Consider the following 20,412-nt stretch of genomic DNA (forward strand, 5'->3'; position numbering starts at 1 on the left):
GCTCCTATCCGCCGGTGCTGACGAGCAGCTTGTCGATGCCGCGCAGGAACAGACTGCCGCTGTACGTGGGCGTCTCGGTGACGGTCAGCCTCGGGAAACGGGCGAACAGTCGGGGCAGCGCGAGCCGTCCCTCCAACCGGGACACCGCCGCGCCGAGGCAGAAGTGCAGCCCCACCCCGAAGGCCAGCGACGGCGGGCCGGGTCGGGTCGGGTCGAAGACGTCCGGATCCGGGAAGCGTGCGGGGTCCCGGTTGGCCGCCCCGATGATGATCAGCACGTTGTCGTCCCGGGCGACCGGCACACCGCCCAGTTCGGTGTCGCTCGGCGCGGCCCGGGCCAGGAAGTGCACCGGGCTGGCCAACCGCAGCACCTCGTCGACGCAGCCCTGGGTCAGCGTGTCGTCGGTGGGCAGCGCGGCGACCGTCTCCGGGTGGGCCAGCAGCAGCGGCAGGCCGTTGCTGAACATGTAGACGGTGGTGACGAAGCTGGCGTTGAACAGCACGATCAGATTGCTGATCAACTCGTCCTCGGTCAGCTCCACCTCACCCGAGTCGACGGCCTCCACCAGGCCGCTGAGCAGGTCGTCCCCGGGCACCCTGCGGCGGTGCGCCAGCAGCTCCCGGTAGAACGCCCGCAGCTCCTGCGCCGCGGTGTTGGCGGCGGCCAGCCGCTGCGGCGTCTTCCCGGCGACGTCGAGGAACTCGTCGATCCAGTCCACCCGCTCGCGGTACCAGGCCAGATCCCCCGCCGGGATGCCGATGAACTCGGCCATCACCAGCGCCGGGATCGGGTACGCGAAATCCGCCACGAAGTCCACCACGCCGTCGCCGGCGTCGGCCATCCGGTCCAGCAGATCGTCGACGACCCGCAGGATCACCGGTTCCAGCGCGCCCAGCCGACGCGGGGTGAAGGTGCGGGAGAACACGTGCCGCATTCGGGTGTGGTCGGGTGGGTTCACGAACATCATCGAGGTCTGGAAGGTGCGCAGGATCTCCTGTTCCTGCCAGCCCGGCGGCGGCTGCTTGGTCCACTCCGGGTCGCGTAACACCTCGTCGATCACGTCGTAGCCGACCGCCACCGCCGCCACCGTCTTGTGCTCGGCGCGGGGCGGCACCGCGCTGACCGGGCCGAGCCGGTGCAGCCCGGCATACCACGGATAGGGATCCTGTCGGCCCTCTTCGCTGTACAGGCCGGTGAGCAATTCCTGCACCGTCACGACGCATCTCCTCCCCAGGATGTCGATGCCGGGGGCGGCGAGGATCGCCCGCCGCCCCCGACCGGTGTCACAGATTCAGCAGCCGCAGCGGCACCGCGTCGGCGAGGGCCTGGTTGCCGGCGTCGTTCGGGTGGATGTGGTCACCCGAGTCGTACGCGGGCAGCAGCGCGCTGGGCCGGGCCGGGTCGCGCAGCACCCGGTCGAAGTCGAGCAGCCCGTCGAACTCCCGGCTGCCCCGCAGGTACGTGTTGACCGCCTGGCGGGTGGCCTCCTTCTGCGCGGTCCACACGCCGGGCGCCCCGTGCCCCTCGTACGGGGTCAGCGTCGCCACCAGACTGGTCAGCCCGCGCTGCTGGACCTGCTGGTTGATCTGACGAAGGGTGGCGATGATCGCCTCGGGTGAGTCGTTGGACATCCAGATGTCGTTGATGCCCAGGTGGGTGACGACGGTGCGCACCCCGGTCTGGGGAAAGACGTCCTCGTTGAGGCGGGCCGCCGCGTTCGGGCCGAGCTGGTAGTAGCCGGGGTAGTTGCCGTCGCCCGGCTCGGTGCCCTCGTGGTTGAGGCGGTTGCCGGCCAGGCTGAGGTTGAGCACACCGGGGGTGCGCGCGTCCGGTCGGGCGGCGAGCAGCCGGTCGGACAGCAGGTCGGGCCAGCGCCGGTTGGCGTTGACGGTGCTGCCGTTGCCGTCGCCGATGGAGTCGCTGAGCACCACCAGCGCGCCCGGGGTCGCCTTGCGCTGCACGTCGACGCCGGAGAGGAAGAACCAGCAGCAGGTGGGGCGGGTGGTGAACCCGCTGCCCTCGGCGGCCCCGGTCAGGTCGCCGGCGCCGATGAAGTTGGCCTGCTGGGACTGCCCGTGGAAGGTGGTCGGGCCGGTCGGCGTCGGGAAGTGCAGCGTGACCACCAGGTCGCTGTCGTCCGCGACCGGGAACGCCAACGGGTCGCTGAGCAGCTCGGCGCCCCGGTTCATGGTCGCCGAGGCGGCGCCGGTGAAGGTCAGCGGGCGCAGCGAGGCCGGGTCGATGTCGGAGAGGTCGTCGGCGGTGGCGGTGTTGGGTCGGGCGACGGTGGCCCGGCCGACGGTGACCGCCTGCTCGCCGTAGAGGTTGCTCAGGCGGACCCGCAGTGCCGGGCCGCCCACCGAGACGTGCACGACCATCCGGACGCTCTGGTCGTTGAGGCCGGTGTTGGTCAGCCCGACGGAGTTTCCGCGGGTGACCGCCGTAGCCCAGCTACCCGCCCATTCGAAACGGTCGGGCCGGCCGGCGGCGGTCCCGGATGGGCCGGCGCTGGCGACGACGGCGGGTGCTCCGGTGACCAGTAACGCAGCCGCGGCGGCGACGACATGCCATCTCTTCGGGGTCGACATGGAACCTCCATCGTGTGGCAGCCCAGGGCCGTCCGCTGACGGCTCCCGCCTGGACGATGGTCCAGAAACCTAGCCGCCGCCGCTGACGGGCGTCAATCAACCTGATCGACGCGATCAAATGTCCGCCGGGCCTGTCGGACCGCCCGTCGGCACGGTTCCGACCAGCCGTTACCGGCCTAGGCTCGCAGGCGGCGGGCCCACCGGAGCGCGCGCCACCGTCGCGTCGTCACCGGGCGCGCCGCTGTCTCGGGAGGGGGCTGCCGGATGACTGACGAACCCGGTCACACGACGACCTACGTGGACAGGGCTCTGGATCTCTTCACCGAATTCGGTGACCGGGAGGCGCTGGTCGGAGGGGGCCGCCGCCTCAGCTACACCGAGGCCGCCGCGCTGGTGCGGTCGATGGCCGCGACGCTCACCCGGCACGGCGTACGCCCGGGTGCGGCGGTGCTGGTGACCGCCGCGAACGCGGTCGAGGGTCCGTTGCTCCAGCTCGCCCTGCACCTGATCGGCTGCCGGACGATGTGGGTCGCCCCGGTCACGTCCCGCCGGGAGGTCGACGAGTTCATCCGCCTGGCCCGCCCGGGCGCCCTGGTCTACGACGCCCGGGATTCGGCCAGCCTCGGGCCGGACCTGGCCGCCGCGCTGCCCGACACGCCGGTGTGCTGCCTGGGCGCGGGCGGCGCCGGCCCGGACCTCACTGCGCCCGCCGAGGTCGCGGAGCTGCCGGCGCCCGGGGCGGCGCCGGAGTCGTTCCTGCAGACCAGCGGCACGACCGGCAGCCCCAAACTGGTGCACCACCGGGAGAGCTTCTACGCCCAGATCCTCACCCTGGCCGCCGACTTCCGCGCCGCCGGCTTCCCGCTGCTGCGGCACCTGTCGCACTCACCGATGTGGCTGGCCAGCGGGCAGATCACCACCCTGTTCAACCTGTTCACCGGTGGGGTGCTGTTCCTGCGCGACGACTGGGACCCGGTGGCCTTCGTGGACACCGTGCAGCGGGAGCGGATCAACTCCACCTTCGTCACCCCGCCGATGCTCTACGAGGTGCTGGACCACCCGGCGCTGGTCGGTGCGGACTTCTCCGCGATGTTCATGTTCAACGTGGGCGCCGGGCCTGCCGCGCCCGCCCGGCTGCGCCAGGCCATCGCGCGGTTCGGCCCGGTGCTGCGCATCGTGTACGGCCTCAGCGAAGCCGTCGTGATCACCGCGCTGCCCGGGTTGACCGACGACCCGGAACACCCGCAGCGGCTGCAATCCTGTGGCCGCCCCTACGGTGACGTGCGGATCGAGATCCGCGACGACGACGGCGCGGTGCTGCCCAGCGGACACGACGGTGAGGTGTGGGTGCACACCCGGCTGAGCTTCGCCGGCTACCACGGCCAGCCGGAGCTGACCGCGCAGACGCTCGTCGACGGCTGGGTGCGTACCCGCGACATCGGTCACCTGGACGACGACGGCTACCTCTACCTGGTCGACCGGGCACACGACATGATCGTCACGCACCGGCGGAACTGGGCGATCTTCTGCCGCCCGATCGAGGACGTGCTGGCCGGGCACCCCCAGGTACGCGCCGCCGCGGTGATCGGCGTACCGGACGACACGGTCGGCGAGGTGCCGTACGCGTACGTGGTGCGCGCCCCGGGCGCGACGGTGACCGGGGCGGAGCTGATCGACCTGGTGACCGCCGAACTCAACGAGATGTGGGCGCCGGCCGCTGTCGAGTTCGTCGACCGGTTGCCGGTGAACCGGTCGGTGAAGGTGGACAAACGGGCGCTGCGTGAGCGGTACGCGGCGCGGCGGGCGGCGGCGGTCGGGGCGTGACGCCCCGCCGGCAACTGGTCGTCCTGGTCGGCGCGGACCTGATCTCCAACCTGGGCACCCGCATCTCGGTGGTGACGATCCCGTGGCTGGTGCTGGTCAGCACCGGCAGCCCGACCAAGATGGGCCTGGTCGCGTTCGCCGAGACCCTGCCGTACCTGCTGTCCAGCGCGTTGGGCACGCCGTGGGCGGACCGGTTCGGTCTGCGCCGCACGTCGATCCTTTGCGACGCGGGCAGCGCGGTGGCCATGGTGGTCGTCGCGCTGACCCCGTGGCTGGGCTTCGCGCCGCTGGTGGTCCTGGTGGCGGTGGCCGGCGCGCTGCGCGGCATCGGGGACCGGGTGAAGCACGTGATGTTCCGACCGGTCGCCGAGGCCGCCGGGGTGCCGCTGATCCGGCTGACCTCGGCGTACGACGGGCTGAGCCGGGTGGTGACCCTGTTCGGCGCCGCCGTGGGCGGTGTGTTGATCGCCGTGTTCGGGGTGACCGAGGCGATCCTCATCGACGCGGCCACCTTCGCCGTCTGCGCGCTGCTGATCGGCGTTCTGGTCCGTCCGCCGGGCACCCCGTCGCCACCAGGCCCGCCGGAGAACTACCTGCGTGCGCTGCGCGGCGGGTTCGGCTACCTGGGTCGGGACCGGCCGCTGCTCGGCATGCTGGTGGTCGTCTCGGCGCTGAACATGGTGGCCAACGCCAGCGTGGCGGTGTACATCCCGGTCTGGGTAGCCCGGGAGCTGCACGGGCCGAGTGGGCTGGGACTGGTGCTGGCGGCGTTCTCGGCGGGCGCGCTGCTGGGCAACGTGGTCTTCACCGCGCTCGGGCCGAGGCTGCCCCGTCGGTTGACGTTCCTGGTCGGCGCCCTGATCGCCGGCACACCCCGGCTGGTCGCCCTGGCGGTCAGCGACGACCTGCCGGTGGTGCTCGTCGTGACCTTCCTGTCCGGGATCGGCATCGCGGCGGTCAACCCGCTGCTCGGGGTGGCGCTCTACGAGCGGGTGCCGGCGGAGTTGCAGACCCGGGTGATCGGCATCGCCGGGTCGTTGGCCTTCGTCGGGTTGCCGGTCGGCGCGCTGCTCGGCGGCTGGTCGGTGGACGCGCTCGACCTCACCCCGGCACTGCTGCTGATGGCCGTGTTCTGCCTGCTGGTCACCGCGTCTCCCCTGCTGGCGCGGATGACCACACCGTCGCGCCCCACCCCCGCCGCGACCACCGAGGACGACCGGGCGCGGAGGTGACCCGAAGAGGTTGCCGGTGGCGGCCGACCGCGCACACCGTGTCGCACTGAGCCCGTACGGTGTGGCCATGCCCCGCTGGGAGGACGTACGCCGGATCGCACTCGCGTTGCCGGAGACCACCGAAAGCCCGTCCTACGACGGGCTGCCGGCCTGGCGGGTCCGGGGCAAGATGTTCGTCTGGGAGCGACCGCTGCGGCGCGCGGACCTCGACGCCCTCGGCGACACCGCCCCCGACGGCCCTCTCCTCGGCGTCCGGGTGATCGACCTCGGCGTCAAGGAAGCCCTGCTCGCCGACGACCCGTCGACCTACCTCACCACTGCGCACCTCGACGGCTACCCGGCCGTGCTGGTCCAGCTCGACCGGATCAGCCTGGCCGAGCTGACCGAGGTGGTCACCGAGGCGTGGTACGCCCGCGCCCCGAAACGGCTCGCCGCCGCCCACCGCGCCAACCAGGGGCCCACCGGCGGCTAGCCGGCCGGGGCCGAGGCGGCGTGTTCGGAGCGGCAGCGGGGGCAGCGCAGGCGCGCCCCGGCGGCCGTCCGGGGCACTCGCAACCGCTGACCGCAACCGCAGGTCACCACCGGAGCCGACGCCCGCAGGTATTCGTCGCGACCGCGCCTCGGCCACCTGCCGTGACAGCGGGCGCACCACTTCGGCGGGTAGCTGTGGTAATGGGCGAGGCCGAACGCGCCCACGATCATCAGGGTGACCGGGACCAGCAGCCCGAGCACGGCGAGCAGAGCGGACAACAGCCCGCCGACGCCGTTCGGCACCACCACGGCCACCACGGTGAGGACGACCACCGGCACCCCGAGCAGTGTGAACCCGAAGCCCCACGCGAAGGCCAGCACGGACGGCAGGAACAACCACATGCCGCCGCGCATCCACCGGCGCACGCCGTACCCGCCGCGGGGGCAGTTCGGCGAGGCGCGGTGCGGCACCGACCGCAGCGCCTTCGGCGTCAGCCACTCGGCCAACCGCTTGAGGATCTCCTCGACCAGCTTGGCCGCGAGGCCCTGGAGGAACGAGTCGAGCATTCGTCACCCCTCCCGCCGGGTCGGCCCGGAGATGTCCGGCGCGGCTCGGCCACCGTCCATCCTCGCCGTCCGGTGCCACCGGCGCGCCTCAGCACGCCGACGTTCGCGCCCGTGCGACGTCAACCCGACAGACCGCCGCCGCACCACCGGTGTTCGCCGGAAGTTCGGCAGGTGGCCGCGGGGGCGTCGGTCGGGGCCGTTAGCGTCGGCGCCCCGGCACGTCCCGCTCTCCCGCCCCAGGAGGCCACCGCGCATGACGTCGTCACCGACCCGCCGCAGCACCGCCGAGGTCGCCGCCGTCCACCGGATCGGCGACAGCGCCCCGCACAGCGCGTTCACCGACCTCGTCCGGTACGCCGGGAACTGGTTCTGCGCCTTCCGTGAGGCACGGACCCATCTCAGCGACGACGGGGTGATCCGGGTGCTGACGTCGGTCGACGGGCGATCGTGGACGTCCGCCGCCGTCCTGCGGCAGGCCGGCGTCGACCTGCGCGACCCGCGCTTCGTCACCCGGCCGGACGGTCGGCTGCAACTGCTGGCGGCGGCGGCCACCGGTGAGACCACCAAGACGTTCCAGACGGTGACCTGGCACTCCGGCGACGGGCGCGCCTGGGGCGACCCGGTCCCGGTGGGAGAACCAGGTGTCTGGGTGTGGCGGGCGGCCTGGCACGACGGCGCGATGTACGGCGTCGGCTACGCCACCCGGGAGCCGCGGTTCGCCCGGCTCTACCGCAGCACCGACGGCGTCGACCTCCAACCGTGGGTGCCGGTGCTGTACGAGGGCGGCTACCCCAACGAGTCGGGGCTCGTCTTCACCCCGGACGGCAGCGCCTTCTGCCTGCTACGCCGCGACGGGCCCGAGGCCACCGCGCAACTCGGTCGGGCACTGCCGCCGTACCGGGACTGGAGCTGGACCGACCTGGACGTCCAGGTGGGTGGGCCGGCGCTGCTGCGGCTGCCGGACGGTCGCCTGCTGGCCGGGGTACGGCTGCACGACGGCGAGGTCCGCACCGCGATCTGCTCCGTCGACCCGGACCGGGGTGAGCTGACCGAACTGGTCGCCCTGCCCTCCGGCGGCGACACCAGCTATCCCGGCCTCGTCTGGCACGACGACCTGCTGTGGGTCAGCTACTACTCCTCGCACGAAGAGCGGACCTCCGTCTACCTGGCGGAAGTCCGGTTGACGGATTAAGCGGTTGGTCCACGTTGGCCTGATTCACGGGACCGCACCGCGCCGTAGGGCCCGCTATCGTCCTGACAACGGGCGATTCCTCGACCTCACGGGGGTCCTGGTGCCGCACGGCCGCACCGGCCAACCACGTGGTCGAAGGGGACCCGGAGCGCCTCCGGGTCACCGGCCACCACCGAGCTGACAGGGAAGAGGAACATGCGTCTCACGCGCATTCGCCTGGCGAAGGGGGCGGCGTTACTCGCCGTCACCGTCGTCGCGGGCACGACCATCAGTTCCACCGCGCAGGCGGTGAGCGGTGTCAGCCCGGTGCCCTCGGGCACCTACCTGTTCACCGCCAAGATCCAAAGTGACCTCGGGGCCTGCTCCGCCGCCCTGGTCGACCCCACCTGGGTGGTCACCACCGCCGAGTGCCTCACCAGCGAGGGACAACCCGTCGTCGCGGGGCCACCGACGCGCCCGACGACCGTCACGGTCGGACGGACGGACCTGACCGCCACCGCGGGCCACGTCATGAGCGTCACCTCGCTGGTGCCGCACCCCTCTCGCAACGTGGTGCTCGCCCAACTCGAACGACCGGCGACAGGTGTCACGCCGATCTCCCTCGGCGCGGCGGCGACGACCGGCGAGCAGCTCATGGCCGCCGGCTTCGGCCGTACCGCCAGCGAGTGGGTGCCTGACAAGCTGCACGCCGGCGCCTTCACCGTCACCAGCACTGTCGGCACGACCGTCACCGTCGACGGCAGTGACACCGCCACCAGCCTGTGCAAGGGCGATGCCGGCGGCCCGCTGGTGCGGGTCGGCTCGGGCGCCCCCGAACTGGTCGCCCTGCACGACCGCTCCTGGCAGGGCGGCTGCCTCGCGGAGACCGAGACCCGTCGCACCGCCACCGAGGTCCGGGTCGACGACCTCGGGTCCTGGATCGCCCAGAACACCCGCAACAGCTACGTGGCGCTCAATCCCGGCGGGGCTCTGTTGGACACGCGCAGCGGCGTCGGCGGCACCACGGGCCCGCGTACCGGTGCGGTCACCACCGACTTCCAGGCGCTCGGGGTCGGCGGTGTCCCCTCCACCGGGGTCACCGCCGTCCTGGTGGACGTCACGGCGATCAGGCCGACCAAAGACGTCTACCTGACCCTGTACCCGCAGGGGTCGCCCCGACCGACCAACTCCTCACTGAACGCCTCCACCGGCGAGACGATCTCCACCACGCAGGTGGTCAAGGTCGGACCCACCGGCAAGCTTTCGGTGTACCACCAGGGCGGCAGCACGGACATCCTCGTCGACGTGCACGGCTACTTCACCAACACCGGGGGCGGCGGCCTCGTCGCGGTGAAGCACACCCACATGGTGGACACCCGCGACGGCACCGGCACCACCACCGGCACCGTCCCCACCAACGGCAGCCGCACGTTCACCCTGACCGGCGGCGTCATCCCGGCCGGAGCGACCAGTGCACTGCTCGACGTCGTCGTCGCCAACGCCGCCCACGGCGGCTACCTCAGCGCGTACGCGACGGGTGGCGCCGCCGACCCGAGCAGCGTGATGGACTACGTCGCCGGGTTCACCTCACAGGGTCTCTCGGTCAAGCTCTCGTCTGCGGGTCAGGTCACCTTCGTGAACCGGGGTCCGGCCGTGCACCTGGTGATCAGGGTGCAGGGTTACGTCGCGGCATCCCCGACCCAGGGTGCGGATCTGCGGGTCACGGAGCCCACCCCGGTGGCGGACACCCGGGCCAACGGCGGGGCCCCGCTCAAGGCGAAGGGCGAGCTGTTCCTCAACCTCAACACCGCCCTCGGCATTCCGGAGAACGCGATGGACGGCGCGCTCATCTCGGTGACGGCGGTCCACCCCACCGCGAACGGGTTCCTCACCGTCGAGAAGGACGGGCTGTTCGCGTACACCAACCCGGGCGGGCCGGTCGTGGGCAACACGTCGGTGTCGAACTTCGCTGCCGGTCACCTCGCCCGCACCACGATGGTGGTGACCAGGGTCGGCCGGGACACCGGCCAGCTCGGTGACGGCCGGCCCGGCATGATCAGGATCCTGAACGCCAGCAGCGGCACCGTGCACGTGGTGGTGACCCTGCACGGCTGGTTCAACAAGCCGGCCGGCACCGTTTGAGCGACGCCTCGCCGCTCCCACCCGAGGTGGTGGGAGCGGCGAGGCGCTGTCCTGCCCCGGGGCACTCGATTAGCCTGCGGGGCATGGCATCGACGTTGACCGAAGCGACGGATCCGTACTGCCTGCGAGAGGGTGAGAGCGCCGCCCTACTGCGCGGGCACGGGTGGCACCGCTTCGTCGTGCTGGGTGACAGCGTGGCCGAGGGCAGTTGCGAACCCACCACCGGCTACTCCGCGCAGCAGTGGGCCGACCGGATCGCCACCGAGCTGGACGCCGCCCGCCCGGGTCTGGCGTACCTCAATCTGGGCCGCAGTGGGCTGCGCGCGCACGAGGTCCGCGCCACCCAGTTGGCCCCGGCTCTGGCGTTCGGCCCGGACCTGGCACTGGTGGTGTGCGGCGGCAACGACGCCTTCCGGTCCCGCTACGACGCGGACGGTGTCGACGCGGAGCTGACCGCCATGATCGTCGCCCTCCAGCAGGCCGGCGCGGACGTGATCACGGTGGGCATGTTCGACGTGTCGTACAGCCCGGCGGTGCCGGAGGCGGTACGCCCCGGTCTGCGGGAGCGGATGCGCCGCCTGTCCACGCACACCGCGCGACTCGCCGAGCGCCTGGGCACAGTGCACGTGCACCTCACCGACCACCCGCTGACGGCCGATCCGACCCTCTACAGCACCGACGGCCGCCACGGCAGCGCCCGCAGCGACGCGATCGCCACCGCCGAAACCCTCCGCGTCCTGTCCGCCCACCGTCCCTGACCGACCCCGACCCTCGTTGATCATGAAGTTATCGCCACCCGCAGCGGCGTGTCGTGGCAATAACTTCATGGTCAACGCAGGAAGGGGGTTAGTCCTTGAGGAGGACTCCGGTGAGGAGGACGCCGTGGGCCAGGTTGAGGACGCCGTCGCAGCCGGGGTAGCCGACCCGGGCCAGGCCGCCGGAGGCTCGGCGGCCGAACAGGTACGGGGCCAGCGAGTACGGGACGTCGGCCGTCACCGTGTCACCCGTCTCGATCTGCACGAAGTCCATCGGCACCCGGTCGGTCGGCAGGTACTCCTGGAGGATCGCGCCGCCCTGCTCGACGGCGGCCCGGACGCCGGCCGCCCACTCCGACGGGCTCAGCTCCGGGCCGAGCAACACGCCGTGCCCGGCGGAACCGTCGGCGGGTTTGGCCACCAGCTTCCCCTGCTCGGCGAGCGCCCGGTCGAGCACCTCGGCGGTCAACGGCACCGTGTGCGGCACGTGCCGCCGGATCAGCGTCCGGTCGTCGGCGGGTAGCCCGTCCATGTCCTCCCACAGCCAGGCGAACGTGATCTTGTTGCCGAGCAGCCAGGCCGCCGCCGACACGAACATCGGCAGGGTGCCCGCCGCGAGAGCGCCGGCCACCGCGTCGAGGCCGGCGGTCGGGGTGACCCGGTTGGGCACGAACAACCGGAACAGCGCGTCGACCGGCGCACCGCCGACGACCAGGCGGCCGTCGACGTCCACCGTGGCGGTGGAGAGGGGCGCGATGACCAGGTCGATGCCGAAGTCCCGGGCCCGGACGGCGAGGGGGTCGAGGATCCGGATGAACGTCTCCGGGTCGTCCAGGCCGGGGTAGTCCGCGTCGAAGTCCATCAGCAGCGCCAGCCGGGCACCGTCGGCCAGCCGAAGTTCCTCCCGGATCGCCACGAACCGCTGGTCCAGCAGGGACGGCGCGGCCCGCGCCGGCAGGCCGTCGAGGATGCCCTGCTCCTGGTAGAGGCGCGCGTACCGCTGGATGACGGTATCGGCGTCGAACCCGCCGCCGAGGCTGCTGTCGATGTTGTACTCGACGAACTTCGGCACCCCGCCGGCGAAGACCACGTCCGGGCGGTACGCGGCCAGCAGAGCCTCGGTCAGCGGCTCCGACTCGTCCAGCAGGCGGGTCTCCCCCGCCGGTACGCCGAGCAGTCGGCGCAGCTCACCGGCGGTGCCGGCCCGACGGCGGCAGGCGTCGAGGATCAGTTGGGCGAGCCGGTCGCAGACCTCGTTCAGCTCCCGCCAGGCGTCGGCGGCCAGCACCGGGGGGCGGGCCAGCCGCCACTGCTTGTTGTAGGTGGCCCGGCCGTGGAAGACCTGCTCCCACGCCGCCGCCCCGCTGGTCACCATGGCCCGACGGGCCGGCTCGGGCAGCTCGGCCCAGGCCCGGTCGGCCGCCGGCCACACGTAGTTAGGGTCGATCATGATGTGTCCTTCGTGGTCAGGTGGATGGCGGTGGCGAGCTGGTCCCGGCCGGGTTGCACGGCCCGGTCCAGGGCCGGCGCGAACGGCAGCACCGCGCCGTCCGGGCGGGTGACCCGGCGCGGCGGGGCGAGCAGTCGCACCCGCTCCAGCACCGAGGTGATGATCTCGGCGGCGATCCCGCAGGACCGGTTGCCGTCGTCGAACACGACGAGGCGTCCGGTGCGGGCCACCGACTCGACGAGACCGTCGATGTCGAACGGGTACAGGGTGCGCGGGTCGAACACCTCAACCGACACCTGGTCGGCCATCTCCTCGGCGACGGCGAGCGCGTCGTGCACCAGGTGCCCGATGGCGACCACCGTGACGTCGTCGCCGAAGCGGTGGATGCGACCCCGGCCCAGCGGCACCGGCGCCAGGTCGTCGACGTCGTCGCGGACGTCCATCGCGCCGGCGGGGGCGAACACCACCACCGGGTCGTCGTGCCGGATCGCGGTGACCAGCAGCCCGTACGCGTCGGCCGGGGTGGCCGGTACGACGGTGACCACACCGACGTGGGCGAAGAGGCTGTACGGGTGGTCGGAGTGCTGCCCGGCCCAGCCGGTGCGTGACCCCGAGCCGGGCACCAGGTAGGTGACCGGCACCGCGCACTGCCCGCCGGTCATCAGCGGGAACTTGTGCGCGTGGTTGACGATCTGCTCGAAGACCAGGAACAGCAGCGACGGGATCTGGAACTCGACCACCGGCCGCAGCCCGGCCAGCGCCGCCCCGGTGGCGAAGCTGGTGAACGCCTGTTCGGACAACGGGGTGTCGCGGACCCGGTCGGCACCGAACCGCTTGGCCAGCCCGGTGGTCACCATCGACGCCCCGACCTGGACGTCCTCGCCGAGCAGGAACACCGCCTCGTCGCGGGCCAACTCGTCGGCGAGGGCCCGGGTGAGCGCCCGCCGGTACGACAGTCGCGGCACCTCAACCACCTCCGGTGCAAGCGGTCATTCAGCCACCTCCGGTGCGGGCGGTCAGGCCGCTGGCGTACAGGTACGCGAGCGCGTCGGCCGGGTCGGGTTGCGGGCTGGCCAGGGCGAAGTCCACCGCCGCGTCGATGGTCGCCTCGACCTCGGCGTCCACTGCCGCCCGATCCGCGTCGGAGAGCCGTGAACCCTGGATGCGCACCGGGTCCCGGGCCCGCCCGCGGGTCACGTCGTCGGGCGGGCGGTAGTCGAGGCGTACCGCGTGTTCGAAGGTGTGGTGGACGTCGAAGCGGTAGGTGCGGGCCTCGATCAGCTCGGGGCCGCCGCCGGCGCGCATCCGGTCGACGGCGGCGACCGCGGCGACGCGTACCGTCTCGGGGTCCTGGCCGTCGACCACGACGGCCGGGATGCCGAACGCGGCAGCCCGGCCGGCGATGCTGCCGGCCACCGCGCCGGCGACCGGCATGGTGGTGGCGTAACCGTTGTTCTCGCAGACGAACAGCACCGGCACCCGCCAGAGCGCGGCCAGGTTGAACGCCTCCAGCAGCATGCCCTCGTTGACCGCGCCGTCGCCGAAGAAGCTCACCCCCACGGTGTCGCGGCCCCGGCGCCGGTGCGCCCAGACCGCGCCCGTGACGATCGCCCCGGAGGCCCCCACGATGGCGTTGGCGCCGAGGATGCCGAGGCTCAGGTCGGCGGCGTGCATCGACCCGCCCCGCCCGGCGTTGAGGCCGGTGACCCGGCCGCACAGCTCGGCGAACATCCGGGCCGGGTCCGCGCCCCGGGCCAGCACGTGCCCGTGGCCACGGTGGGTGCCGGCGAGCACGTCGTCGACGCCCAGGGCAGCGCAGACGCCGGCGGCGATGCCCTCCTGACCGAGGTACGGGTGGATGCCGCCGACGATCTGCCCACCGTGGACCAGCTCCACCGCACGCTCCTCGAACCGACGGATCAGCCGGACCGTGCGGTAGAGCCGGACCGGGTCGGCGTCGCTCACGCCGGACCCTTGATGGCAGAGAGGATGTCGTCCCACAGGCGGGCCCGGGCGGCGAGGGCGGTGTTGACGGTGTCGGCGCACTCCTGCCACTTGGCGTCGTCGTCGCCGCACAGGTCGGCGAGCATCTGCATGGCCATCGGGGTGTGCTGTTCGCCGTCGACCTCGATGTGCCGTTGCAGGTAGTCGACGAACGTGTTCAGCCGGTTGCTGACCTCGTTGACCGAGACGACCTGGGTGAACATGTCCGGGATCAGGTCCTCCCGGCCGAACGCGAAGGCCGCCGCCTGGCAGTGCACCGGGGTGGACTCGATGATCTGCCAGGTGGTGGCGGCGAACCTCGCCGACGCGGCCGGCACCCCGGCCTCGGTGAGCGCCTCGGTGACCGGCCGGCCGGCGCGCAGCAGGTCGACGAGGGCGTCGACCGCCGTGGTGTCCGCGCCGGCCTCGGCCATTCCCTGCACGTACAGCTCGAAGTGGCTGATGTAGCCGCCGCCCAGCTCGTCGCTCTCCTCGACCATGACGATGTCGTTGATGAGGCGGCGGCTGCCGGTGGGGCCGGTCGGGATCCACGGCACCGTGACGCAGGTGAGCTGCCGCTGGAGTGACTTCAACAGGGACATGAAGTCCCAGACCGCGAAGACGTGGTGCTGCATGAAGGTGACCAGCGCCTCGTGGGTGTCGAGATTGGCGTAGAGCGGGTGCTTGACCACGGCGTCGCGCCGCTCGGTCACCGCCCGCTCCAGCCGTTCGATGCCCGGGTGCGTCTTACCCCAGTCGTAGCGTGACATGTCAGCCTCCCTGTTGGGCGCGGTGGCGCCAGATGACCGGGCAGTACTCGGGATCGGCGTAGTCAGGTCGCCCCTCGTGGGTGCGGCCGACCAGCACGTCGTGGTTGTACGCGGCGAGCGTGCCGTCGGAGAGCGGATACTCCCGCCAGGCGTTGTCGCCGTCCTGCAGGTGAAGCGAGATCGCCTGTCGGGGGCGACCGCTGACGTTGGGGCCACTGCCGTGGTAGGTGCGGCAGTGGTGGAAACTCACGTGTCCCTTGGGGATCACCATGGGGATCTTGCGGATCTCCGCGCCGTTGTGGGCCGCGTTCTCCGCCAGCATCTCCTCCAACTGGCTGCGGTCCCGGTCGGCGAAGTGCCGCACCACTGTGTCGTCCGCGCCGATCTCCTTCCACCGGTGCGAACCGTCGACCATGGTGATGGTGCCCATCTCCTCCCCGCAGTCGTGGAACGGGATGAACGCGGTGAGCATCTTCTCCGACGACGAGGACGCCCAGTAGTGCTTGTCGAAATGCCAGGGCACGATGTTGCTCGGCTCCCCGTCTATCGGCGGCTTGTAGATCAGCGTGGACTGGAAGACGCGGATCTCGTCGGCCTCGGCGAGCCGGGCGGCGACCGCGCCGATCAACGGCTTGCGCAGGATCGCGCCCAGCCCGTCGTGTTCGTGGTGGACGTAGTCGTTGTGCCGCTGCACCGGCCCTTTCGACGGCTCCCAGTAGGCCAACTTCGGTGGTCGTACCGGCAACCGCCGGTCCCGCTCACCGTCGTAGTAGCGCTGCGTGGCGGCGGCGAGGGCGTCCACCTCGTCGTCGGTGAACAGCTTCTTCGACAGGTACCAGCCGTGCTCGGCGTAGTGCCGCACGTCGTCGTCGGAGGGCAGCAGCGCCCGCTCCTCGTCGGTGAGCGTGGTCATGCGCCCACCCCCTGCGGGGTGGCCGCCACAGTGGCGAGTTCCCGTTCCTTGGCCTCGTAGAGCGCCTTGATGTTGCCGCTGCCGAAGCCCCGCGCGCCGCGCCGTTCGATCAGCTCCAGGAACAGGGTGCGGCGCACGTGCATCGACTCGGCGAAGATCTGCAACAGTTGCCCGTCGTGGTCGGAGTCGACGAGGACGCCCAGCTCACGCAGCCGCTCCAGCGGCGCGTCCACCCGACCGACCCGGGCTTCGAGGGAGTCGTAGTAGCTGCCCGGGGTGCCCGCGAAGCGCACCCCACGCCGGCCCAGCGCCTCGACGGCGGCGAGGATGTCGTCGGTGCGCAGGCCAAGGTGCTGCACTCCCCCACCGGCGTGCTGGTCGAGGAACGCGTCGATCTGCCCCGGCCGCCGGGCCCGGTCCGGTTCCAGCAGCACCACAGTCACCCGACCGGATCCGCTCTGCACGACCTTGGAGTTCATCGCCTGCCCGTCGACCTCGATGTGCTCCTCGAAGATCTGCGCGAAGTCGAACAGCCTCTCGAAGTGCCGGACCGTCTCGTCGAGCTGGCCGGGTGGCACGCAGACCGCCAGGTGGTCGATCTCGGCGAGCACCGGCGGGTGCCCCTCCCCACCGGACGGTGTCGGTGTGATGGCGCCGGGCAGGAACTCGGCCCGGTCACCACGGCGCTGCACCAAACGGTGCCGCACGTCGGCGAAGCCGTCCACCTCGGCGGTCACCACCTCGGCGTCCGCGCCGGTGCGGGTGGTCGGTGGCGTCACCGCGGTCGCGCCGCGCGCCACCAGCTCGGCGTACGCGGACGCCACGTCGTCGACCTCGACCGCGACGACAGCGATGCCGTCACCGTGGCGCTGCACGTACCGCGCCGCCGGATGCTCGGCGCTCAGCCCGGAGGTGAGCAGCAACCGGATGTCGCCGTGGCAGAGCAGCAGGGAGCGCTGCCCTTCCAGCCCGGTCTCCGGGCCACCCTGGCCACAGATGTCGAAGCCGACGGCGGTGCTGAAGTAGAAGGCCGCCTGCCGCGCGTCCCCCACGTAGAGTTCGATGTGGTCGATACCACGGATGTCCATGTCCCCTGAAACCCCTCCCACACAATTCCCCCCGTACTGCCGTCCGGGCGTGCCCGCCCGGGATGCCGCGTCGATCACCTCCTCGGCTCGGCGACACGCGCGAGCAGCAGGCTCACGTTCTGGCCGCCGAACCCGAACGAGTTCGTCACCGCGTACTCCGGGTCGGCCTTGCGGGGCGCGCCACGGATGTGGTCCGCCAGGCAGGCCGGGTCCGGGTCGTCGAGGTGGTACGTCGGCGGCAACAGCCCCCGACCGAGCGCCAACGCGGTGGCCGCCGTCTCCAGGACACCGGACGCGCCGAGCAGGTGGCCGGTGAGCGCCTTGGTGGAACTGACCGGCACACCGCCGACGCCGAAGACGTCCGCCAGGGCGGTGGCCTCCGCGATGTCGCCGCGCTTCGTGGCGGTGCCGTGCGCGTTGACGTAACCGACCGCCGCCGCGGGCACACCGGAGCTGCGCAGCGCACGGCGGATGCAGGCAGCCGCGCCGGCACCGTCCGGGCGGGGCGCGGTCGGGTGGTACGCGTCGGTGGTCGCCCCGAAGCCAGCCACCTCGGCGTACCCGGTCGCGCCGCGCGCGGCGGCGTGCTCGGCGTCTTCGAGGACCAGCAGCGCGGCGCCCTCGGCCAACACGAACCCGGTGCGGGAGGTGTCGAACGGTCGGCTGGCGCGGGCCGGGTCGTCGCCTGCTCGGGCCAGGGCCCGGGCGTTGCCGAAGGTGTCGGCGAAGGTCGGGAACAGGGGTGCCTCGCTGGCCCCGCACAGCACCACGTCGGCCTCCCCGCCGGCGATCAGTCGGACCGCGTCGCCGACCGCCTGCGCGCCGGAGGCGCAGGCGGTGCCGACCGAGGAGCTGTAGCCCCGGATGCCGTGCGCGATGGCGATCCGCGCGGCCGGCATGTTCGGCAGGATCCCGGTGAGCAGGTACGGGCTGACGGCGGCGCGGCCGCGGGCCGCGCGGGCCAGCACCTGCGCCTCCAGCGTGGCCATCCCGCCGACCCCTCCGACGATCACCCCGATCCGCTCGGGGTCGACGTCGCGGCCCACCTCGATGCCGGCGTCGGCGAGCGCGTCGGCGGCGGCGAGCAGGGCGAGCACCACGATCCGGTCCAGCACCCGGGTCTCCGGCCCGGACGCGACGGTACGCGGGTCGATGTCGGGCAACAGACCGGCGACGTCCAACGACTCGCTGACCGGGTGCCCGTCGGGCGGGCGGGTCAGCCCGGAACGGCCGGTGGTGAGCGCGTCGAAGGTCTCCTCGACACCCCGCCCGACCGGGGTGAACAGACCCATCCCGGTGATCAGGGCGGTCACGAACTGGCCTCGGCCAGGTAGCGCTCCCGCAGGACCACCTTGCGGACCTTGCCGGTCACGGTGACCGGAATGTCGGCGGAGCGCACCGGCACGACCCGACGCAGCGTCGTGCCGACGTCCGGGCCGAGGGCCGTCCGGACCCGCTCGGTGCGGTCCTCGGCCTCGTCGGCGCCGGCGGCCAACTCCAGCAACACGTCGGTGACCACACCGCCGGCCTCGGCGACGATCACCACAGTGCAGTCGGTGACGTCCGGGCAGGCGGCGAGGATCCGCTCCTCGCTCAGCGCGGTGTAGAGGCGTCGCCCGTCACCGGCGTCCACCGAGTCCACCGCCCGGTCCAGGTGGTAGTAGCGGCCGTCGGCGTCCGCGCGGACCAGGTCGCCGGTCAGATACCAGCCGCGCTGACGGAACCGGTACGTGGTGGCCGAGTCGTTCCAGTAGCCCCGGAACAGCGACGGCGAGTCGATGCCCAGGAAACCCACCTCACCGGTCGGCACCGGCTCACCGTCGGCGTCGAGGACCGCGACCGTCGCGAACCGGTACGGGCGGCCGATGCAGCGGCCGTACCGGTCGGTGTCGGCGCGGTGGGTGATGTGGAACATCGAGTGCCCCATCTCGCTGGAGCCCAGCCCGTCGATGAAGACCGAGCCGGGCACCGTCGCCACCCCGTCGCGGGTGACGGTGTCGTGCCAGCCGACGGCGACGAGGCGGCGGATGTGCGGCTCGTGCGAGGCGTCGCCGGTGTTGAACCACAGCCGCACCGAGTCCAGGTCGTACCCGGACAGGTCGAAACGGGCCAGCTCCGCCCAGGTGACCGAGAAGCCGAACACACCGTCGGGGCGCCAGCGTTGGATCGCGTCGAGCACCCGCTCACCGTCCTGTTCGGACAACAGGAGCATCTCCGCGGAGTTGCCCAGCGCCTGGTTGACCATCAGCACCGTCGCGGTGTGCGGGGCGGGTAACGCGTTGAGGATCCGACTGGTGCCCTGCGCCTGGGGCATGGTGAGCAGGTGTCGGGTGGCGGCGAAGAGGCTGGCGTGCGAGTGCAGCACCGCCTTGGGCACCCCGGTCGTCCCGGAGGTGTGGGTGATCACGATCGGGTCGTCCGGGTGGTGCCGGTAGTGCGCCGGAGCGCCGGACGGGTCACCCGTGCCGGCCTGCGCGGGGGTGCCGAGCAACGGTACGCCCAGGTCGTGCCCGGCCAGCAGCGCGGTGTGCGCGTCGTCGGCGAGCACCCCGACGCACCGCAGTCGGCGGATGTACTCGGCGGCGATCTCCGGGCGGAGCTTGCCGTTCATCAGCGCCGGGATGGCTCCGAGGCGGGCCAGCGCCAGGAAGCTGAGCACCATGTCGGCGGCGGCGGTGGCCCAGACGGCGACCGGGTCGCGGGGGCGTACCCCGTGCTCGTGCAGCCAGGCGGCGCGGGCGGCGACCCGCTCGTCGAGCCGGCCCAGCGTGAGCGGCGTCTCGGCCGGGTGCCCGTCGACGGCGGTGTCGAACGTCAGCCCGGGTCCGTCCGGGTCGGCGCCGTGCGCCAGCACCCGGGCCAGCACGTTGCCCGCGCCCACCTCGGTGTCGGCGGCCAACGCGGCGCGTAGTCCTCGTTTCCTCATGGTCGTCCCTCTCCCCCCAGCAGAACCGCGACCGCCTCGGTCGGCGCGTCGGGTGCCTGTTCGATCAGGATCAGCAACACCTCGTCGGCGTCGCCGTCGTCGCGCAGCAGGTCCGCCTCGGCGGTGCCGTCGGTGTACGGGTCACCGGTCGGGCTCAGGCAGACCACCGGGCCCCGCAGGCCCCAGCGCGCCGCGATGTGCCCGACGACGCTGTTCGGCACGGACTGGAAGAAGAACAGCGGCCCGACCCGGCCGCCGGCCTCGACGGTGGCCCGTACGTGCTCCGCGCTGACGAGGTCGCCACTGGCGCTGACCAGCACGATCCCCGTCCGCACCCCGGCGGGCACTCCCGCCGACCCGTACCCCCGTCGCAGACACCGCTCCGCCACCGCCACCGCGACGGGCGCGAACTGCGAGCAGACGAACCCCGGAACTCCCGGTGCCTGCTCGTCGTCACCGGCCTCCGGCCACCGTGCCCGCGCCACCACGCCCGGCTCTGTCCTGGACCCGCTCATCCGGTCGGGTTCGTCGG

The 20,412-nt window shown here is 72.3% G+C and carries 18 protein-coding genes; 6 read left to right on the forward strand and 12 right to left on the reverse strand.

Annotated elements, in window-relative coordinates; all coding sequences use genetic code 11:
* Positions 1-4 precede the first annotated feature (4 nt).
* Together O7614_RS18150 and O7614_RS18155 are read right to left on the reverse strand one after the other, a co-directional pair.
* The gene (locus O7614_RS18150; RefSeq protein ID WP_278139644.1) at positions 5-1,216 is read right to left on the reverse strand and encodes a cytochrome P450; all 1,212 of its coding nucleotides are present in this window, start codon (positions 1,214-1,216) and stop codon (positions 5-7) included.
* A gap of 67 nt (positions 1,217-1,283) precedes the next feature.
* Positions 1,284-2,588 (reverse strand): GDSL-type esterase/lipase family protein, encoded by a 1,305-nt coding sequence (locus tag O7614_RS18155; protein ID WP_278139645.1) that lies wholly within the window; start codon positions 2,586-2,588, stop codon positions 1,284-1,286.
* A 264-nt stretch (positions 2,589-2,852) separates the two neighbouring features.
* Between O7614_RS18155 and O7614_RS18160 the strand changes: the two genes are divergently transcribed.
* From O7614_RS18160 to O7614_RS18170, 3 genes are all read left to right on the forward strand, one after another.
* The gene (locus O7614_RS18160; protein ID WP_278139646.1) at positions 2,853-4,412 is read left to right on the forward strand and encodes an AMP-binding protein; all 1,560 of its coding nucleotides are present in this window, start codon (positions 2,853-2,855) and stop codon (positions 4,410-4,412) included.
* Positions 4,409-5,644, forward strand: a complete 1,236-nt coding sequence (locus O7614_RS18165) for an MFS transporter (protein ID WP_278139647.1) — start codon at positions 4,409-4,411, stop codon at positions 5,642-5,644. Before O7614_RS18160 ends, O7614_RS18165 begins: the two co-directional genes overlap by 4 nt.
* 67 nt (positions 5,645-5,711) lie before the next feature.
* Positions 5,712-6,116, forward strand: coding sequence for an MmcQ/YjbR family DNA-binding protein (locus O7614_RS18170; protein WP_278139648.1), 405 nt, complete (start codon positions 5,712-5,714; stop codon positions 6,114-6,116).
* Here the strand turns inward: O7614_RS18170 and O7614_RS18175 are convergent.
* Complete coding sequence (locus O7614_RS18175) at positions 6,113-6,682, reverse strand: hypothetical protein (protein WP_278139649.1); 570 nt, start codon at positions 6,680-6,682, stop codon at positions 6,113-6,115. The two genes, O7614_RS18170 and O7614_RS18175, sit on opposite strands and share 4 nt — an antisense overlap.
* Positions 6,683-6,935: 253 nt before the next feature.
* Here O7614_RS18175 and O7614_RS18180 point away from each other — a divergent pair, with 253 nt between their 5' ends.
* The 3 genes from O7614_RS18180 to O7614_RS18190 all read left to right on the forward strand — a co-directional run bounded on the left by O7614_RS18180 (position 6,936) and on the right by O7614_RS18190 (position 10,753).
* Positions 6,936-7,874, forward strand: a complete 939-nt coding sequence (locus O7614_RS18180; protein ID WP_278139650.1) for a sialidase family protein — start codon at positions 6,936-6,938, stop codon at positions 7,872-7,874.
* Positions 7,875-8,069: 195 nt separating this feature from the next.
* A complete protein-coding gene (locus O7614_RS18185) occupies positions 8,070-9,995 on the forward strand; it encodes a trypsin-like serine protease (RefSeq protein WP_278139651.1) in 1,926 nt (641 codons plus the stop codon).
* A gap of 83 nt (positions 9,996-10,078) precedes the next feature.
* Complete coding sequence (locus tag O7614_RS18190) at positions 10,079-10,753, forward strand: SGNH/GDSL hydrolase family protein (RefSeq protein ID WP_278139652.1); 675 nt, start codon at positions 10,079-10,081, stop codon at positions 10,751-10,753.
* An 88-nt stretch (positions 10,754-10,841) separates the two neighbouring features.
* On the opposite strand, the gene O7614_RS18195 is transcribed toward O7614_RS18190, so the two are convergent.
* From O7614_RS18195 to O7614_RS18235, 9 genes are all read right to left on the reverse strand, one after another.
* Complete coding sequence (locus tag O7614_RS18195; protein ID WP_278139653.1) at positions 10,842-12,200, reverse strand: hypothetical protein; 1,359 nt, start codon at positions 12,198-12,200, stop codon at positions 10,842-10,844.
* Positions 12,197-13,165, reverse strand: a complete 969-nt coding sequence (locus O7614_RS18200) for a transketolase C-terminal domain-containing protein (RefSeq protein WP_278139654.1) — start codon at positions 13,163-13,165, stop codon at positions 12,197-12,199. The genes O7614_RS18195 and O7614_RS18200 overlap by 4 nt, the downstream gene beginning before the upstream one ends.
* Before the next feature lie 28 nt (positions 13,166-13,193).
* Entirely contained in the window at positions 13,194-14,165 is a 972-nt protein-coding gene (locus tag O7614_RS18205) for a thiamine pyrophosphate-dependent dehydrogenase E1 component subunit alpha (protein WP_278139655.1), read from the reverse strand.
* Positions 14,162-14,953 carry a DUF3050 domain-containing protein gene (locus O7614_RS18210; protein WP_278139656.1) on the reverse strand — a complete coding sequence of 264 codons (792 nt, stop codon included), beginning with the start codon at positions 14,951-14,953 and terminating at the stop codon, positions 14,162-14,164. Before O7614_RS18210 ends, O7614_RS18205 begins: the two co-directional genes overlap by 4 nt.
* A 1-nt stretch (position 14,954) precedes the next feature.
* On the reverse strand, positions 14,955-15,866 hold the full coding sequence (locus tag O7614_RS18215) for a phytanoyl-CoA dioxygenase family protein (RefSeq protein WP_278139657.1): 912 nt from the start codon (positions 15,864-15,866) through the stop codon (positions 14,955-14,957).
* Positions 15,863-16,954 (reverse strand): 4-hydroxyphenylpyruvate dioxygenase, encoded by a 1,092-nt coding sequence (gene hppD / locus O7614_RS18220; protein WP_278139658.1) that lies wholly within the window; start codon positions 16,952-16,954, stop codon positions 15,863-15,865. The genes O7614_RS18215 and hppD overlap by 4 nt, the downstream gene beginning before the upstream one ends.
* 74 nt (positions 16,955-17,028) lie before the next feature.
* Entirely contained in the window at positions 17,029-18,267 is a 1,239-nt protein-coding gene (locus O7614_RS18225) for a beta-ketoacyl-[acyl-carrier-protein] synthase family protein (RefSeq protein WP_278139660.1), read from the reverse strand.
* Positions 18,264-19,880 (reverse strand): class I adenylate-forming enzyme family protein, encoded by a 1,617-nt coding sequence (locus O7614_RS18230; RefSeq protein WP_278139661.1) that lies wholly within the window; start codon positions 19,878-19,880, stop codon positions 18,264-18,266. The genes O7614_RS18225 and O7614_RS18230 overlap by 4 nt, the downstream gene beginning before the upstream one ends.
* Complete coding sequence (locus O7614_RS18235) at positions 19,877-20,395, reverse strand: beta-ketoacyl synthase chain length factor (RefSeq protein WP_278142299.1); 519 nt, start codon at positions 20,393-20,395, stop codon at positions 19,877-19,879. The genes O7614_RS18230 and O7614_RS18235 overlap by 4 nt, the downstream gene beginning before the upstream one ends.
* Between the last annotated feature and the right edge of the window lie 17 nt (positions 20,396-20,412).

Source organism: Micromonospora sp. WMMD961 (genome assembly GCF_029626145.1).
GTDB lineage: Bacteria > Actinomycetota > Actinomycetes > Mycobacteriales > Micromonosporaceae > Micromonospora.

Bases quoted from the DNA above. Each gene is read 5' to 3' on its own strand.
- O7614_RS18235 (WP_278142299.1), bottom strand. From the start codon at position 20,395: ATGAGCGGGTCCAGGACAGAGCCGGGCGTGGTGGCGCGGGCACGGTGG.
- O7614_RS18170 (WP_278139648.1), top strand. From the start codon at position 5,712: ATGCCCCGCTGGGAGGACGTACGCCGGATCGCACTCGCGTTGCCGGAG.
- O7614_RS18210 (WP_278139656.1), bottom strand. From the start codon at position 14,953: ATGTCACGCTACGACTGGGGTAAGACGCACCCGGGCATCGAACGGCTG.
- O7614_RS18180 (WP_278139650.1), top strand. From the start codon at position 6,936: ATGACGTCGTCACCGACCCGCCGCAGCACCGCCGAGGTCGCCGCCGTC.
- O7614_RS18155 (WP_278139645.1), bottom strand. From the start codon at position 2,588: ATGTCGACCCCGAAGAGATGGCATGTCGTCGCCGCCGCGGCTGCGTTA.
- hppD (WP_278139658.1), bottom strand. From the start codon at position 16,954: ATGGACATCCGTGGTATCGACCACATCGAACTCTACGTGGGGGACGCG.
- O7614_RS18195 (WP_278139653.1), bottom strand. From the start codon at position 12,200: ATGATCGACCCTAACTACGTGTGGCCGGCGGCCGACCGGGCCTGGGCC.
- O7614_RS18175 (WP_278139649.1), bottom strand. From the start codon at position 6,682: ATGCTCGACTCGTTCCTCCAGGGCCTCGCGGCCAAGCTGGTCGAGGAG.
- O7614_RS18215 (WP_278139657.1), bottom strand. From the start codon at position 15,866: ATGACCACGCTCACCGACGAGGAGCGGGCGCTGCTGCCCTCCGACGAC.
- O7614_RS18230 (WP_278139661.1), bottom strand. From the start codon at position 19,880: ATGAGGAAACGAGGACTACGCGCCGCGTTGGCCGCCGACACCGAGGTG.
- O7614_RS18190 (WP_278139652.1), top strand. From the start codon at position 10,079: ATGGCATCGACGTTGACCGAAGCGACGGATCCGTACTGCCTGCGAGAG.
- O7614_RS18185 (WP_278139651.1), top strand. From the start codon at position 8,070: ATGCGTCTCACGCGCATTCGCCTGGCGAAGGGGGCGGCGTTACTCGCC.
- O7614_RS18160 (WP_278139646.1), top strand. From the start codon at position 2,853: ATGACTGACGAACCCGGTCACACGACGACCTACGTGGACAGGGCTCTG.